Annotated in this window: 13 protein-coding genes and 1 riboswitch; of the genes, 6 read left to right on the forward strand and 7 right to left on the reverse strand. The window is 62.8% G+C overall.

The window, feature by feature from the left end; genetic code table 11:
• Nucleotides 1-29: 29 nt before the first annotated feature.
• The gene (gene ahcY, locus BLV47_RS01035) at nucleotides 30-1,439 is read right to left on the reverse strand and encodes an adenosylhomocysteinase (RefSeq protein WP_060841502.1); all 1,410 of its coding nucleotides are present in this window, start codon (nucleotides 1,437-1,439) and stop codon (nucleotides 30-32) included.
• A gap of 21 nt (nucleotides 1,440-1,460) precedes the next feature.
• A riboswitch (S-adenosyl-L-homocysteine riboswitch) is annotated at nucleotides 1,461-1,567 on the reverse strand.
• A 188-nt stretch (nucleotides 1,568-1,755) separates the two neighbouring features.
• Between ahcY and BLV47_RS01040 the strand changes: the two genes are divergently transcribed.
• Nucleotides 1,756-2,160, forward strand: coding sequence for an acyl-CoA thioesterase (locus BLV47_RS01040; protein WP_092308921.1), 405 nt, complete (start codon nucleotides 1,756-1,758; stop codon nucleotides 2,158-2,160).
• 65 nt (nucleotides 2,161-2,225) lie between these two features.
• Here BLV47_RS01040 and BLV47_RS01045 read toward each other — a convergent pair whose 3' ends face one another.
• Nucleotides 2,226-3,485 carry a cation:proton antiporter gene (locus tag BLV47_RS01045; RefSeq protein ID WP_092308924.1) on the reverse strand — a complete coding sequence of 420 codons (1,260 nt, stop codon included), beginning with the start codon at nucleotides 3,483-3,485 and terminating at the stop codon, nucleotides 2,226-2,228.
• Nucleotides 3,486-3,849: 364 nt separating this feature from the next.
• On the opposite strand from BLV47_RS01045, the gene BLV47_RS01050 reads away from it, so the two are divergent.
• Nucleotides 3,850-4,683 (forward strand): EamA family transporter, encoded by an 834-nt coding sequence (locus BLV47_RS01050; RefSeq protein WP_092308927.1) that lies wholly within the window; start codon nucleotides 3,850-3,852, stop codon nucleotides 4,681-4,683.
• A 38-nt stretch (nucleotides 4,684-4,721) separates the two neighbouring features.
• On the forward strand, nucleotides 4,722-5,105 hold the full coding sequence (locus BLV47_RS01055; protein ID WP_060841497.1) for an MAPEG family protein: 384 nt from the start codon (nucleotides 4,722-4,724) through the stop codon (nucleotides 5,103-5,105).
• 80 nt (nucleotides 5,106-5,185) lie between these two features.
• On the opposite strand, the gene mltA is transcribed toward BLV47_RS01055, so the two are convergent.
• Complete coding sequence (mltA, locus tag BLV47_RS01060; protein ID WP_092308930.1) at nucleotides 5,186-6,361, reverse strand: murein transglycosylase A; 1,176 nt, start codon at nucleotides 6,359-6,361, stop codon at nucleotides 5,186-5,188.
• A gap of 131 nt (nucleotides 6,362-6,492) precedes the next feature.
• On the opposite strand from mltA, the gene BLV47_RS01065 reads away from it, so the two are divergent.
• Nucleotides 6,493-6,942 (forward strand): c-type cytochrome, encoded by a 450-nt coding sequence (locus tag BLV47_RS01065; protein ID WP_092308933.1) that lies wholly within the window; start codon nucleotides 6,493-6,495, stop codon nucleotides 6,940-6,942.
• A 28-nt stretch (nucleotides 6,943-6,970) separates the two neighbouring features.
• On the opposite strand, the gene BLV47_RS01070 is transcribed toward BLV47_RS01065, so the two are convergent.
• The 4 genes from BLV47_RS01070 to BLV47_RS01085 all read right to left on the reverse strand — a co-directional run bounded on the left by BLV47_RS01070 (nucleotide 6,971) and on the right by BLV47_RS01085 (nucleotide 11,584).
• Nucleotides 6,971-7,366, reverse strand: a complete 396-nt coding sequence (locus BLV47_RS01070) for a DUF1090 domain-containing protein (protein WP_092308937.1) — start codon at nucleotides 7,364-7,366, stop codon at nucleotides 6,971-6,973.
• Between the two features lie 125 nt (nucleotides 7,367-7,491).
• Nucleotides 7,492-9,165: an NAD-dependent DNA ligase LigB gene (gene ligB / locus BLV47_RS01075; RefSeq protein WP_092308941.1), complete on the reverse strand. Its 1,674-nt coding sequence runs from the start codon at nucleotides 9,163-9,165 to the stop codon at nucleotides 7,492-7,494.
• A 213-nt stretch (nucleotides 9,166-9,378) separates the two neighbouring features.
• The gene (metK, locus tag BLV47_RS01080) at nucleotides 9,379-10,569 is read right to left on the reverse strand and encodes a methionine adenosyltransferase (protein ID WP_092308944.1); all 1,191 of its coding nucleotides are present in this window, start codon (nucleotides 10,567-10,569) and stop codon (nucleotides 9,379-9,381) included.
• Nucleotides 10,570-10,588: 19 nt separating this feature from the next.
• Nucleotides 10,589-11,584: an ArsR/SmtB family transcription factor gene (locus BLV47_RS01085; protein ID WP_092308947.1), complete on the reverse strand. Its 996-nt coding sequence runs from the start codon at nucleotides 11,582-11,584 to the stop codon at nucleotides 10,589-10,591.
• A gap of 259 nt (nucleotides 11,585-11,843) precedes the next feature.
• Here BLV47_RS01085 and tkt point away from each other — a divergent pair, with 259 nt between their 5' ends.
• Both tkt and epd read left to right on the forward strand, forming a co-directional pair.
• Nucleotides 11,844-13,841 (forward strand): transketolase, encoded by a 1,998-nt coding sequence (gene tkt, locus BLV47_RS01090; protein ID WP_092308950.1) that lies wholly within the window; start codon nucleotides 11,844-11,846, stop codon nucleotides 13,839-13,841.
• A 153-nt stretch (nucleotides 13,842-13,994) separates the two neighbouring features.
• The gene (gene epd / locus BLV47_RS01095) at nucleotides 13,995-15,074 is read left to right on the forward strand and encodes an erythrose-4-phosphate dehydrogenase (RefSeq protein ID WP_092308953.1); all 1,080 of its coding nucleotides are present in this window, start codon (nucleotides 13,995-13,997) and stop codon (nucleotides 15,072-15,074) included.

Here is a 15,074-nt window from a genome sequence, read left to right on the forward strand (position 1 = left end):
CGCTTGCGGCTCAAGGCTTGCAGCTGATCTTAGTAACGGTAGGCGTCCGGCTTGAATGGGCCTTCGACGGTCACGCCGATGTAGTCAGCCTGTTGCTTGGTCAGTTGAGTGACCACGCCCCCGAAGCCGCGAACCATTTCCAGGGCCACTTCTTCGTCGAGTTTCTTCGGCAGTACTTCAACGGTCAGGCGCTCGGCTTTCTGGGCCGGCGACAGGTCGGCGTATTTCTGGCCGAACAGGAAGATCTGCGCCAGTACCTGGTTGGCGAACGAGCCGTCCATGATGCGGCTTGGGTGACCGGTGGCGTTGCCCAGGTTCACCAGGCGGCCTTCGGCCAGCAGGATCAGGTAGTCGTCGTTCTGTGGGTCGAAGTCGCCGTGGCCGGTGCGGTGGATCTTGTGCACCTGTGGCTTCACTTCTTCCCATGCCCAGTTCTTGCGCATGAAGGCGGTGTCGATTTCGTTGTCGAAGTGGCCGATGTTGCAGACCACGGCGCGCTTCTTCAGGGCCTTGAGCATGTTGGCATCGCAGACATTGACGTTACCGGTGGTGGTCACGATCAGGTCGATCTTGCCCAGCAGGGCCTTGTCGATGCAGGCTTCGGTGCCGTTGTTGATGCCGTCGATGAACGGCGAAACCAGTTCGAAACCGTCCATGCAGGCTTGCATGGCGCAGATCGGGTCGACTTCGGACACCTTGACGATCATGCCTTCCTGACGCAGGGACTGGGCCGAGCCCTTGCCCACGTCACCGTAGCCGATGACCAGCGCTTGCTTGCCGGACAGCAGGTGGTCGGTGCCGCGCTTGATGGCGTCGTTCAGGCTGTGACGGCAGCCGTACTTGTTGTCGTTCTTGCTCTTGGTCACCGAGTCGTTGACGTTGATCGCAGGAATCTTCAGCTCGCCCTTGGCCAGCATGTCCAGCAGACGGTGCACGCCGGTGGTGGTTTCTTCGGTCACGCCGTGAACGCGTTCCAGCACCTGTGGGTATTTGTCGTGCAGCAGCTGGGTCAGGTCGCCGCCGTCGTCGAGGATCATGTTGGCATCCCAAGGCTGGCCATCCTTGAGGATGGTCTGCTCCAGGCACCACTCGTACTCTTGTTCGGTTTCACCTTTCCAGGCGAACACCGGAATGCCGGCGGCGGCGATGGAGGCAGCGGCCTGGTCCTGGGTCGAGAAGATGTTGCAGGACGACCAGCGAACTTCGGCACCCAGGGCAACCAGGGTTTCGATCAGCACGGCGGTCTGGATGGTCATGTGGATGCAGCCGAGGATCTTCGCGCCCTTGAGCGGCTGTTCGGCCAGGTATTTGCGGCGCAGACCCATCAGGGCCGGCATTTCCGACTCGGCGATGATGGTTTCGCGACGGCCCCAGGCGGCCAGGGAAATATCGGCGACTTTATAGTCGGTAAAATCTGCAGGCGTGTTTACAGCGCTCATCAAGAGCCTCCATTCGTAGTGTGCGAATGGGCGCCGTTGTGCGTTTAGGGTCGATACAGGGAAGCCCGTACCGACAACGCCCCATCCGAGCCTGACAGGTCATGCCTGCTGCAGCGCCCCTCGGACGGGTGGCGGGAAAACGGTATCAAGTGCAGATGACCGTTTTGAAACGGTGGCGATTATAGCTTTCTTTAAGCGGCAAGGTGCAAGCCACAAGCAGCAAGTAAGAGCAGGTCGGTTTTTACTTGCAGCTTGTGGCTTGAAACTTGAAGCTGGGAGCGTCAATTGCACTCGTTCAAGCACCTTGGAGTCCCCCATGAATTTCCACACCCGCAAGTGGGTCAAGCCTGAAGACCTCAACCCCAACGGCACGCTGTTCGGTGGCAGTCTGTTGCGCTGGATCGACGAAGAGGCGGCGATCTACGCCATTGTCCAGCTGGGCAACCAGCGGGTCGTCACCAAGTACATCTCGGAAATCAACTTCGTCAGCGCCTCACGCCAGGGTGACATCATCGAGTTGGGCATCACCGCCACCGAGTTCGGTCGCACCTCCATCACCCTGACGTGCGAAGTGCGCAACAAGATCACCCGCAAATCCATCCTCACGGTGGAGAAGATGGTCTTCGTCAACCTTGGTGAAGATGGCCTGCCGGCGCCCCATGGGCGTACCGAAATCAAATACGTCAAAGACCAGTTCAAGGATGACGCCGCCGACGCCTGAGGCCTGGCGCAGAAAAGCGCGGTCCCGGGGCGGCGGCGCCCGATCCATGGTTGATCAAGCGATGATCAATGGGCTTGCGCCTTGGCCACCGGGGCATCCTGGGTGACATGGCGTACCAGCCTGCCGATGCTCAGGCCCTGCAACAGGATCGACGACAGCACCACGATGTAAGTGATGCTCAGTACCAGGTCACGCTCCGGCCCCAGGGGCAAAGCCAGCGCCAGGGCCACCGAGACGCCACCCCGCAGGCCGCCCCAGGTCAGCACGCGGATGGTGCCCCGGGGCACGCTGCGCCAGCGCCGCAGCAGCAGGATCGCCGGGGCCACGGTGAGCAGGCGCGAAAGCACAATGGCTACCGCCAGCAGGCTTGCGGCCGCCAGGTGCAGCCAGTTGAACGGCAGCAGCAACAGTTCCAGGCCGATCAGGGCGAACAGCAAGGCGTTGAGCATGTCGTCCAGCAGTTCCCAGAAACCATCCAGGTAGCGCCGGGTCATGTCGTTCATCGCCAGGTTGCGCCCCAGGTTGCCGATGATCAGGCCCGCCACCACCATGGCAATCGGTGCCGAGACGTGGATCTCGCTGGCCATCGCCGAGCCGCCGATCACCAGGGCCAGCGTCAGCATCACCTCGATCTGGTGTTGCTCGATGCTCTTGATCATCAGGTACACCAGATAGCCGATCAGCCCGCCGAACAGCACGCCGCCAATGGCTTCATGCACGAACAGCCAGGCGGTGGCGGCCACCGTCGGGGTTTCACCCAGTTGGGCGATGCCCAGTAACACGGTGAACACCACCACCGCGGTGCCGTCGTTGAACAGCGACTCGCCGACGATGGTGGTCTTCAGTGGTTTTGACGCGTTGGCGGTGCGCAGTACGCCCAGCACCGCAATGGGATCGGTGGGGGAGATCAGCGCACCGAACAGCAGGCAGTAGAGGAAGCTCACGTGCCAGCCGAACAGGCCGAAGATCCAGTAGGCCAGGCTGCCGATGACGAAGGTCGCGATCAGCACGCCCACCGTGGCCAACAGGCCGATGGGCCAGCGATAGCTGCGCAGGTCTTTGAGGTTGACGTGCAGGGCGCCGGCGAACAGCAGGAACGAGAGCATCCAGTTCATCAGCAGATCGCCGAAGTCGATCTTGCCGATCAGTTCCTCGACGTGTTCCTCAAGGCCTGGGAAGCCCAGGTAACTCAAGCCCTGCAGCAACAGCGAGAACAGCAGGGCGGTGACCATCACGCCGATGGTCGGCGGCAGGCCGATAAAACGGAAATTCACATAAGTGAGCAGGGTGGTCAGGCAGATAAAGGCGGCGACAAGTTCAAGCATCCGGACTCCTTTGGATGATCGCAGGGAAAAAAGCTTCAAGTGACGAGCTTCAAGCGGCAAGTGTGCAGCGTCTGGCCAGGGGCCTGAGGTGGGTCGTGTCGGGGTTTACCCGCCCCATTGACCGCAGTAGTGGCACGATGTTGCAGGCACTTGCCTAAAAAGCGGGTTTCGGCAGCCAGCTGCGGGTGGCGTTGGGCAGCAGGGCCATGCTGACGAAGTGCCTGCTATCGCTGCCAGAAATGCCAGCGGCCCGTGCAGGCAGGCCAGCATCATGCGAGGATTCGCCCTCGGCGGCCGGCGCAAGTATAGGCAGCCGGGGACGCAGGATGAATCGATTCTCTTTCGGGCCAACAGGGAGTGTGCGGTGCTGGCGACAAGTCTGGTTCTAGTGGCGGCGCTGCTGCATGCGGCATGGAATACCCTGATCAAGTTCAGCGGCGAGCGCCTGTTGGTGGTGGCCTGCATGGACAGCGTGGCTCTGTTGTTCGTGGCAAGTATGCTGTTTTTCCTGCAACGGCCGCCGTTGGAGCTCTGGCCCTGGATCATCGCCTCGGCGGCCTTCGAGCTCTTGTATCGCTATCTGTTGATCCAGGCGTATCGGGTGGGCGACCTGGGGCTGGTCTATCCACTGATGCGCGGTCTGTCGCCACTGGTGGTGCTGGCCTTGACCCTGATCTTTGCCGGTGAGGAGCTCACTATCCGGCAGATCCTCGGCATCCTGCTGATTCCCTTCGGCATGCTCTGCCTGCTCTGGCAGGGCGGCGGCGGGGCGCGCCTGCCCTGGAGCATGTTGCCGGTGGTGGCGTTGATCGGCCTGTGCATCGGTTGCTACACCTTCATCGACGGCCAGGCCTTGCGTCGCTGGTCCCATCCGCTGGACTACCTGACCTGGGTCACTTTGCTCAGTGCCTGGCCCTTTCCGCTGCTGGCCATGGTCTGCAAGCGCCCGGCCTTTGTCCTGTTCTGGCGCGAACAATGGCGCCTGGGGCTCAGCGTCGGATTCTGTGTGCTGTTGAGCTATGCCCTGGTGCTGTGGGCCATGCAGCTGGGGTCGATTGCCGAAGCGGCGGCGTTGCGCGAGATCAGTGTGATTTTGGTGGTGCTGTTCGGCATGCGCTACCTGAAAGAACCTTTCGGCCGGCCACGGCTCTTAGCCTGTGGGATGGTACTGATCGGCATGTTGGTGATGAAGTTCTGAAGACCCCCCTGAAAACTTAAAAAAAAAGGATGTGCTCCATGACTGTCGCTTTCTGGTGTGTGTTGATCGCCATTGTCCTGCCGTACCTGTGTACCGCCATTGCCAAGGGCGCCGGCAAATACGGGCTTCGTTACAACCATGATCCGCGGGCGTTCCTCAATACCCTGGAGGGGCTGCCCAAACGGGCCCACAACGCGCAGCTCAACGGTTTCGAGGTGACCCCGGCATTTGCGGCGGCGGTGATCATCGCCCACGTGGCGGGCAACGCTGAGCTGGTGACGATCAACGTGCTGGCGGTGCTGTTTATCACCAGCCGCCTGCTGTACATGATCTGCTACCTGGCGGACTGGGCGATCCTGCGCTCCCTGGTGTGGTTTGTGGGCATGGGCCTGATCGCCAGCTTCTTCTTCGTTTCAGTCTGAAACACCCTCTTGCAGGAGCCGGCCGCCCGCGATGGCGGCCGTGAAGACGCTTTCGCCGGCAAGCCGGCTCCTACAACGGGTCACGGGGTGTCGGGCACTTCCGGCACTTTGGGCAGCGCCGCGCCCTTGGGCCAGAGCATCCAGATCTGCCCCTGCTGCTTCATGTCGCCGGCCAGTTGCCCGGCCGCCTCGCCGGTGCCCCAGAACAGGTCGGCACGGACTTCGCCGGTAATTGCGCCGCCCGTGTCTTGCGCGGCCACGGGGCGTACCAGGCTGCTGCCATCCGGGCGGGTGGTGGATAACCACAGCAAGCTGCCCAGGGGAATCACCTTGCGGTCCACCGCGACGCTGTAGCCGGAAGTCAGCGGCACGTTCAATGAGCCACGGGGGCCTTCGTTGCTGTCCGGGTTGCGGTTGAAGAAGACGTAGCTGGGGTTGCTGCCCAGCAGTTCGGGAATCCGCGTCGGATGAGCCTTGGCCCAGGCGGCGATGGTGCCCATGGTCACGTCTTCTTTGTTCAATTCGCCCTGCTCCACCAGCCAACGGCCGATGGGGCGGTACGGATGGCCGTTCTGGTCGGCATAACCGATCCGCAGTTGGCGTCCGTCGTCCAGCTGGATCCTTCCCGAACCCTGGATCTGCAGAAACTGCAGGTCCATCGGATCGGTCAGCCAGGCCAGCACCGGAGCCTTGACTCCCTTGGTTTCGATGGTCGCCGCGTCGTCATAGGGTTTGAGCACCCGGCCTTCGAGCCGGCCTCGCAGGCGCTTGCCCTTGAGTTCCGGGTAGAGGCTGTCCAGGGCGACGATGATCATGTCGTCCGGCACCCCGTACACCGGCACGTTAGCGCTCGGCGTCTGGGTCAGGCTGCCGGGATACACCGGTTCGTAGTAGCCAGTGATCAGGCCGGTGCTGCTGCCGCTGCCCGAGCGCAGGCCGTAGACCTGCAGGTGCTCCTTGAGAAAGCTGCGGATGGCTGTCGGGGTCTGCTGCACATTGGCCGCTGCCGTGCAGGTGGCGCCCCAGATCGGATCGGCCTTCAAGCGGGTGCAGGCACTGCGCCAGGCACCGAAACCGGCCAGCAGGTCGTTGTCGGCGACGCTGGGCAGGGACTCCCAGGGGGCACTGTTGTAAGTGGCCAGGGCGTGGGTCTGCTGGACCTTGCTGGTGTCGCCGCCGTTGCAGCCGGCGAGCAGCGCCAGGGCCGGCAGGGCCCAGAGCAGGTGGCGACGCCAGCGGAGGAAGCTCGGGTTCATGCTGTGTGTCCTTGGGGGGTATCCATCAGCGGCATGACGATGGACAACCCCTATTGTTAATAGGGCTATTGGTGTTTGCCGGGGAGGCGAGGATACTGGCCGCCGTTTCCGTGACCTGACCTGAAGCCACCATGACGCTAAAAAGACTTTCCGTTGTATTGCTGGCCTGCCTGACGCTTTCCGCCTGTGGCGGTGTCGACCCCAACTCCCCCCTGGGCCAGCGCAAGGCGATCTTCAAACAGATGCTCAAGACCGGCGAGGACCTGGGGGGCATGCTGCGTGGGCGGATTCCTTTCGACGGCGCACGTTTTGCCGAAGGCGCAGTGAAGCTGGATGCCTTGTCCCATGAGCCCTGGAAGCATTTTCCCGAGGTCCGGGAAGAGGACCACAGCAGCGCCACCGATGATGTCTGGCGCAAGCAGGCGCGTTTCCAGGAGCTGGCGCGCAGCCTCGAAGCGGCCACCGCCGAGTTGGTGACCATCAGTCAGGTCCAGCCCTACAAGGCCAGCAATCTGGGGCCGGCCGTGCAGAAAGTCGAGGATGTCTGCAGTGCCTGCCACAAAGAGTTTCGCAATCATTGAGTGACAGCGTTGCCAGGGAGGGCGACGGTTACTTGTCCAGTTCGTCCAGGGCTTGCTGCAGTTCCTTGCGCGACTCGGCGAGCTTGTCCTTGCGCTTGTTGATCTTCTCCGAGTCGCCTTTCTTCATGGCCTTTTCCAGGTCGGCCTGACGCCGGCTGACTTCATGCTTGGCTTCCAGCACCTTGTTTTCCCGATCCTTCTTCAGCGAAGCATCGGTGCAATGGGCGGTGACTTCGCTCAGGGCGCGCTCCAGGCCGGCCTGCTGATCGCTGTTGCCGTGGGCCTTGGCCTGTTCGATCTGGGTCATGATGGCCTGGCGCTTGGCGGCGCAGCCGGTCAGTGGCTGGGCTTGTTCGGCGGCCAGCAGGGGCGCGCTCATCAGGCTGCACAGGGTCAGGGCAGCGAGGGAGGGAAACAGTTTCATGGAAGGCTCCAGGTGAAAAAAGATCAAAAAATAACCAATGAAAAAATACTGACTGTCATACCGGGAATGGGCTGTTGGAGCGCATTCCTGCCGGGGTGGTTCAATTTGCGCCCCCGGATAGCGGCCTAAAAGCCGTTGACTCCGGCCTGATTCAGGGTTGCCTGCAAGGCCAGCACCTGGGGGTCGCGAAAAAACGCCACCAGTTGCGCGGCCCGATCGGGGCCGACACCGGCTTGGTCCTGCCATTCCAGGCTGTTGCGTGAAGCCAGAACCTGCCACGGACCGTTCAGTTCGGCCGAGCCACTGGGTGGCAGGCCCAGGGCCTTGAGCCAGCGTGCGAAGGGGCGCTGCCTTGCCTGTTGCAGACTCTCGATCAGTCGCAGGCTGCTGCGTGCGCCGAAGCCGGCAATGGTAGCAAGCTCTGCCTGATCCAGGGTCAGCCAATCCAAAAGGCCTTTGATACGGCCTGTTGCAACCAGCCTGGCCCAGGTTTGTTCGCCGACATTGTCTAGGTGCAGCCCCTGTTTGCCGCTGAGCCAGGTCAGGCGGGCGACAAACTGGCCCTCGCATCCGGGTGTTGGTCGCCAGCAGCTCAGGGCATGAAAGTCTTCCGGCGCTGGCGCCTGGATCGCCTGGCGTTGCTGGCTCCTGAGGACCACGCCATCCAGGCGGGGCAGGGTCAGTCCGGCGAGGCTGATGGCCACCTGGTCGCCGGGCAGGATATCCAGGGCTTGCCAGCGTTGCAGCGAGCCGACGCTGACGCGACGGATCTGTCGGTCATCGAGGAGCACCGGGTCGATGTCCAGCAAGGGACTGATGCGCCCGGTGCGGCCGATCCGGAAGCGCACCTGGCGCACATTGGCCAGGGCCTGGGCATAGGGGTATTTCCAGGCCGCGATCCAATGTGGGGCCCTGGCCTGCCAGCGTTCGGCGGCGGGGCGCAGGCTCTGGCGCAGGATGATGCCGTCACTGGCAAAGGGCAGGGGCGAACGGTACCAGTGTTCCCGCCAGTGCCGGGCCTCGCTGAACCCGCTGACCGGGCGGCTGTATTGGGCACCTTCGGTGAAGCCCAGCAGCGCCAGTTGTTCCAGGCGTTCACTCAGGGTGGCGGGGCCTTGGGGCCAGTCCCAGACGAACAGGCCGATTTGTGCCGCCTCTGCCGCCGACAGGTGTTTGCGTGCCAGCCATCCGGCGACCCGGCTGCGGGCGTTGAGGCTGCCGGAGCGGGCCTGGATGTGTTGCTCCAGGCGTTGATAGAGCTCTCCCTGCAAGAGCAGGTCCACGGGCTGGGGCAGTTGTTTGGGGATGGCCGCGATCTGCCGGGCACGGGCGCTCCAGTCCTGGCCGTGCAAGCCATCGCCCCGGCTTAGTGCCTGGTGGAAACGGCCTTTGCGGTAGATCAGGGTCACCGCCACGCCATCGACCTTGGGCTGAGCCCAGATGCCTTCACGGCCTTTCAGCCAGAGCTGTACCGCGTTGTCGTCGGGGAGCTTTTCCACTCCAGTGTGGGCGATGGGGTGGGGCACGGGGCCCCGGGCGCCGAGCAGGGAAGGGGCTGCGGCGACTGGAAGCAGGGGGAAGCATCGCTGCAGGCTGGTCAGGCGCTGCCGTGACTGATCATAGAGCTCATCGGCCACGGGCGATTGGCCGTGTTGGTGATAGCGGGTGTCCCAGGCCTCTAGCTGTTGTCGCAGCGCGGTGAGTTCCCGTTCGGCCTGGGCACTGGGCCAGTCGGGGCATTGGGCCAGGGCGGGCAGGCCGGTGAGGGTCAGGAGCAGTAGAAAGAGTCTTGGCAGCATGGGGAGCGTCCTTGCTCTGAATGGGCATGCCTTGAAGGGTAGGTGGGCGTGGGGCGGTTTTTCGGCGGGGTGGTTGCGGGGTGTTTCATGGCGGTCTGGGGCGCTGGCTCGGCCAGCGGATACCTGCACAACTGCGCTGTAGAGAGAAACCTCTGGCGACAAAAAAGCCCCGCCGGTGATGCCGGCGGGGCTTTGTCTGTTACCGGGTGTGGCTTAGAGGCCGGCAGCAGCGCGCAGGGCGTCGGCGCGGTCGGTGCGTTCCCAAGTGAAGGTGGTGAAAGTGTCGTCACCCACGGTCTTGGTCTGCGGAGTACGGCCGAAGTGACCGTAGGACGCGGTTTCCTGGTACATCGGGTGCAGCAGGTCGAGCATGGTGGTGATCGCGTAAGGACGCAGGTCGAAGTGCTCGCGGACCAGCTTGATGATCTTGTCGTCGCTGATCTTGCCGGTGCCGAAGGTGTTCAGGGAGATCGAGGTCGGTTGAGCCACGCCGATGGCGTAGGACACCTGGATCTCGCAGCGCTCGGCCAGGCCGGCGGCGACGATGTTCTTGGCCACGTAGCGACCGGCATAGGCCGCGGAGCGGTCGACCTTGGATGGATCCTTGCCGGAGAATGCGCCGCCGCCGTGACGGGCCATGCCGCCGTAGCTGTCGACGATGATCTTGCGCCCGGTCAGGCCGCAGTCGCCCACCGGGCCGCCGATGATGAACTGGCCGGTCGGGTTGATGTGGAACTGGGTGTCCTTGTGCAGCAGTTCAGCCGGCAGCACGTGCTTGACGATCAGTTCCATCACGCCTTCGCGCAGGTCGTTGTACGACACTTCAGGGTTGTGCTGGGTCGACAGCACCACCGCGTCAATGCCGACCACGATGCCGTTTTCATAGCGGCAGGTGACCTGGGACTTGGCGTCCGGGCGCAGCCATGGCAGCAGGCCCGATTTGCGCGCTTCAGCCTGGCGATGGACCAGTTGGTGGGAGAAGGCGATCGGCGCTGGCATCAGCGCGGCGGTTTCGTTGCTGGCGTAGCCGAACATCAGGCCCTGGTCGCCGGCGCCCTGATCTTCGGGCTTGGCACGGTCGACGCCCTGGTTGATGTCGGGGGACTGCTTGCCAATGATGTTCATCACGCCGCAGGTGGCGCCGTCGAAGCCGACTTCTGAGCTGGTGTAGCCGATGTCGCAGATCACGTCGCGAACGATCTGCTCCAGGTCGACCCAGGCGCTGGTGGTGACTTCCCCGGCGACGATGGCGACACCGGTCTTGACCAGGGTTTCCACGGCTACGCGAGCGTGCTTGTCCTGGGCAATGATGGCGTCCAGCACCGCATCGGAGATCTGGTCAGCGATTTTATCCGGATGCCCTTCAGACACGGACTCGGAGGTGAAAAGGGAGTATTCGCTCATCTCGACGGTTTCCTAAAATTTACCGATGGTGAGTGTCGCCAGCCGGTCGCTGAAAATGGCGGACCTGGATCTGGAAACCATTACGTAAGCCTACATAGAGGCTTTCCCCGGGAGTCAGTCCCGCAGCGGTGGCCCAACGGGCCAAGTCATCTTGTTCGAACCCTAGCCAGAGATCGCCGCAAGCCTCTTTGGCCCAGCTCTGGTTGTGGCTGCACAAGTCTGTTACCAACAGGCTGCCGCCTGGTTGCAGCAATTGGGCCATCTGCTTAAGGGCCTCGGCCGGTGCGGCGAAATGGTGCAGGACCATGTTCAGCACCACGCAGTCGGCCGTCAGTTGTACGCCATCCAGTGCATCGGCCAGTTGCAGGCTGACGTTAGCCAGTGTTTCGCGTTCACACAGCTGACGGGCCAGTTCAAGCATCGCCGGGCTGTTGTCCAGCGCGGTGACCCGGGCAAAGCGTCGGGCCAGGTCGGGGAGAAAACCACCGTCGCCAGGGCCCACTTCAATGGCCGTGGCCATTGCCTTGAAGCTCAGCTTGTCCAGTAGCGCGAGCACGCTGTCGCGGTACTGGGGCAGTCCTGCGATCAGGTCCTGCTGGGCGCGGAATTTATCCGCCACCCGGGAAAAAAAGTCCTGGCTGGCTGCGGCCCGTTGCCGGTGCACCAGGCCAATCCGATTCTGGACATCCGCCGGCAGTCGCATCTGGTCGACTTCGTCCAGCAGGGCGGCGTGCAGCTTGCCGCCCAGGAGTTCGGTGTGGGGCAGGGCGCGGCGATAGAAAATCGCGTTGCCTTCACGGCGGGTCGCCACCAGGCTGGCTTGGGCCAGGACCTTCAAATGGTGGCTCATGCCCGACTGGCCGATGGCAAAGATCTGCGCCAGTTCCAGTACGCCGAACGAGTCGTTGCTCAGGGCGCGCAATACATTGAGTCGCAAAGGATCGCCGCCGGCCTTGCACAGGGCGGCCAGCTCGTCGCAATCGTCATGCTCAATGGAGGGGGCGCTCAGGTTCATAGGGGCGCAGTCTAGAGGTGCCTGCAAAGGCCTGCAAGATCAATATCAAAAAGTTTTGATATTGCCTGGTGGGAGGCCTCTGCCAGAGCCTTGGCCGGCCCTGTCGGCCGGCGACAAGTGGGTTTTCCCTGGTGATTGCCGGCTTATCCGTGGGAAAAACATGCCTGAGTGACTATCTGTCATTGCCCCCGCCAGACGCCTGAGGGAAAATGCAGGCCTTTTTTCCGTTTCGTTTTATTCAATCCTCAGGAGATCAGCGATGCCCAGCCGTCGTGAGCGTGCCAACGCCATTCGTGCCCTCAGCATGGATGCCGTGCAAAAAGCCAACAGCGGCCATCCAGGTGCCCCCATGGGTATGGCGGATATCGCCGAAGTACTTTGGCGTGACTACCTCAAGCACAACCCGAGCAATCCATCCTTCGCCGACCGTGACCGCTTCGTGCTGTCCAACGGTCATGGCTCGATGCTGATCTACTCGCTGCTGCACCTGACCGGCTACGACCTGTCGATCGATGACCTGAAGAACTTCCGCCAACTGCACAGCCGCACCCCGGGCCACCCGGAATTCGGCTACACCCCGGGCGTGGAAACCACCACTGGTCCGTTGGGCCAGGGCCTGGCCAATGCCGTGGGCTTCGCCCTGGCGGAAAAAGTCCTGGCGGCGCAGTTCAACCGTCCGGGCCACAACATCGTCGATCACCACACCTACGTGTTCCTGGGTGATGGCTGCATGATGGAAGGCATTTCCCACGAGGTGGCCTCCCTGGCCGGTACCCTGGGCCTGGGCAAGCTGATCGCCTTTTACGATGACAACGGCATCTCCATCGATGGTGAAGTCGAAGGCTGGTTCACCGATGACACGCCGAAGCGTTTCGAAGCCTACAACTGGCAGGTGATCCGCAATGTCGACGGCCACGATCCGGAAGAAATCAAGATCGCCATCGACACCGCGCGCAAGAGCCCGCTGCCGACCCTGATCTGCTGCAAGACCACCATCGGTTTCGGTTCGCCGAACAAGCAGGGCAAGGAAGACTGCCACGGCGCGCCACTGGGTGCCGAGGAAATCGCCCTGACCCGCGCTGCGCTGAAGTGGAACCATGGCCCGTTCGAAATCCCGGCTGACATCTACGCCGAGTGGGATGCCAAGGAAGCCGGTCGCGCCGTGGAAGCCGAATGGGATCAGCGTTTCGCTGCCTACTCCGCTGCGTTCCCTGCCGAAGCCAACGAACTGGTGCGTCGTCTCGCCGGCGATCTGCCAGCGGACTTCGCCGAGAAGGCCAACGCTTATATCGCTGAGGTGGCGGCCAAGGGCGAAACCATCGCCAGCCGTAAAGCCAGCCAGAACACCCTGAACGCCTTCGGTCCGCTGCTGCCCGAGTTCCTCGGCGGCTCGGCCGACCTGGCCGGTTCCAACCTGACCCTGTGGAAAGGCTGCAAGGGCGTCAGCGCTGAAGACGCCAGCGGCAACTACATGTACTACGGCGTGCGCGAGTTCGGCATGACCGCCATCATGAACGGCGTCGCCCTGCACGGCGGCCTGGTGCCTTACGGCGCGACCTTCCTGATGTTCATGGAATACGCTCGCAACGCGGTGCGCATGTCGGCGCTGATGAAGCAGCGGGTGATCCACGTCTACACCCACGACTCCATCGGCCTGGGCGAAGACGGCCCGACTCACCAGCCGATCGAGCAACTGACCAGCCTGCGCAGCACCCCGAACCTCGACACCTGGCGCCCGGCCGATGCCGTGGAATCGGCGGTGTCCTGGAAGTACGCCCTGGAGCGCAAGGACGGTCCTTCGGCGCTGATCTTCTCCCGCCAGAACCTGCAGCACCAAACCCGCGATGCCGGCCAGATCGCCGACATCAGCCGCGGTGGCTACGTGCTGAAAGACTGCGCAGGCGAGCCTGAGCTGATCCTGATCGCCAGCGGTTCGGAAGTGGGCCTGGCGGTCCAGGCGTTCGACAAGCTGACCGAGCAGGGCCGCAAGGTGCGTGTGGTGTCCATGCCGTGCACCAGCGTGTTCGACGCCCAGGATGCCGGCTACAAGCAGTCGGTGTTGCCGCTGCAGGTCAGCGCGCGGATTGCCATCGAAGCTGCCCATGCCGACTTCTGGTACAAGTACGTCGGCCTGGAAGGTCGGGTGATCGGCATGACCACCTACGGCGAATCGGCCCCTGCGTCGGCTCTGTTCGAAGAGTTCGGTTTCACCCTGGACAACATCCTGGGCCAGGCCGAAGAGCTGCTGGAAGACTAAACCCGGAAGCCGGGTTGTCTGCACTGATGCAATCGCGAGCAAGCTCGCTCCTACAAGGATGTATGTCGTCCTTGTGGGAGCGAGCTTGCTCGCGATGACGATGGCGCAGGCAGCACGCAGCTGATGGTTTCATTACCGGTCATTGAGAACCCCATGCCTCAACCGCGTCCCTATAAAGTTGCACTCAACGGCTACGGCCGGATTGGTCGTTGCGTCTTGCGTGCTCTGTTCGAGCGAGGGGCCGCGGCCGGGTTCGAGATCGTCGCCATCAACGATCTGGCCGACATGGCCAGCGTCGAGTACCTGACACGCTTCGACTCCACCCACGGCCGGTTTCCCGGTGAGGTGAAGGTCGACGGCGATTGTCTGCATATCAATGGCAACTGCGTGAAAGTGCTGCGCAGTGCCACCCCCGAAGGCATCGATTGGGCGTCACTGGACGTCGATCTGGTGCTGGAATGCTCCGGTGCCTACCACACCCGTGAAGACGGCCAGCGTTTCCTCGACGCCGGCGCGCCGCGGGTGCTGTTCTCCCAGCCGATGGCCAGCGAGGCGGATGTCGACGCCACCATCGTCTATGGAGTCAATCAGGATTGCCTGACCGGCGCCGAGCTGCTGGTGTCCAATGCCTCCTGCACCACCAACTGCGGCGTGCCGCTGTTGCGCCTGCTGGATCAGGCCGTTGGCCTGGAGTACGTGTCGATCACCACCATTCACTCGGCGATGAACGACCAGCCGGTGATCGATGCCTATCACCACGAAGACCTGCGCCGGACCCGTTCGGCGTTCCAGTCGGTGATTCCGGTGTCCACCGGCCTGGCGCGAGGCATCGAGCGCCTGCTGCCGGAACTTGCCGGAAGAATCCAGGCCAAAGCCGTGCGGGTGCCGACGGTCAACGTGTCCTGCCTCGACATCACGATGCAGACCGTGAGCGATACCGACGCCCTGGAGGTCAACCGGATTCTGCGCGAGGCCGCCACCAGCGGTCCGCTCAAGGGCCTGCTGGCCTATACCGAGCTGCCCCACGCGAGCTGTGATTTCAATCATGACCCCCATTCGGCGATCGTCGATGCCAGTCAGACCCGTGTTTCCGGCCCCCGGCTGGTGAACATCCTGGCCTGGTTCGACAACGAATGGGGCTTTGCCAACCGGATGCTGGATGTTGCTGGGCACTACCTGCAAACAGCCACTCCACGCTCTGCCACTAAACTCTCTGTTTCTGAACAACAGTAA

The organism is Pseudomonas saponiphila, from assembly GCF_900105185.1.
Lineage (GTDB): Bacteria > Pseudomonadota > Gammaproteobacteria > Pseudomonadales > Pseudomonadaceae > Aquipseudomonas > Aquipseudomonas saponiphila.

What these genes read in the sequence shown, in the direction of transcription:
- BLV47_RS01055 (WP_060841497.1), top strand. Translation starts at nt 4,722, where the DNA reads ATGACTGTCGCTTTCTGGTGTGTGTTGATCGCCATTGTCCTGCCGTAC.
- ligB (WP_092308941.1), bottom strand. Translation starts at nt 9,165, where the DNA reads ATGCTGCCAAGACTCTTTCTACTGCTCCTGACCCTCACCGGCCTGCCC.
- metK (WP_092308944.1), bottom strand. Translation starts at nt 10,569, where the DNA reads ATGAGCGAATACTCCCTTTTCACCTCCGAGTCCGTGTCTGAAGGGCAT.
- tkt (WP_092308950.1), top strand. Translation starts at nt 11,844, where the DNA reads ATGCCCAGCCGTCGTGAGCGTGCCAACGCCATTCGTGCCCTCAGCATG.
- epd (WP_092308953.1), top strand. Translation starts at nt 13,995, where the DNA reads ATGCCTCAACCGCGTCCCTATAAAGTTGCACTCAACGGCTACGGCCGG.
- BLV47_RS01040 (WP_092308921.1), top strand. Translation starts at nt 1,756, where the DNA reads ATGAATTTCCACACCCGCAAGTGGGTCAAGCCTGAAGACCTCAACCCC.
- BLV47_RS01045 (WP_092308924.1), bottom strand. Translation starts at nt 3,485, where the DNA reads ATGCTTGAACTTGTCGCCGCCTTTATCTGCCTGACCACCCTGCTCACT.
- mltA (WP_092308930.1), bottom strand. Translation starts at nt 6,361, where the DNA reads ATGAACCCGAGCTTCCTCCGCTGGCGTCGCCACCTGCTCTGGGCCCTG.
- BLV47_RS01065 (WP_092308933.1), top strand. Translation starts at nt 6,493, where the DNA reads ATGACGCTAAAAAGACTTTCCGTTGTATTGCTGGCCTGCCTGACGCTT.
- ahcY (WP_060841502.1), bottom strand. Translation starts at nt 1,439, where the DNA reads ATGAGCGCTGTAAACACGCCTGCAGATTTTACCGACTATAAAGTCGCC.
- BLV47_RS01085 (WP_092308947.1), bottom strand. Translation starts at nt 11,584, where the DNA reads ATGAACCTGAGCGCCCCCTCCATTGAGCATGACGATTGCGACGAGCTG.
- BLV47_RS01070 (WP_092308937.1), bottom strand. Translation starts at nt 7,366, where the DNA reads ATGAAACTGTTTCCCTCCCTCGCTGCCCTGACCCTGTGCAGCCTGATG.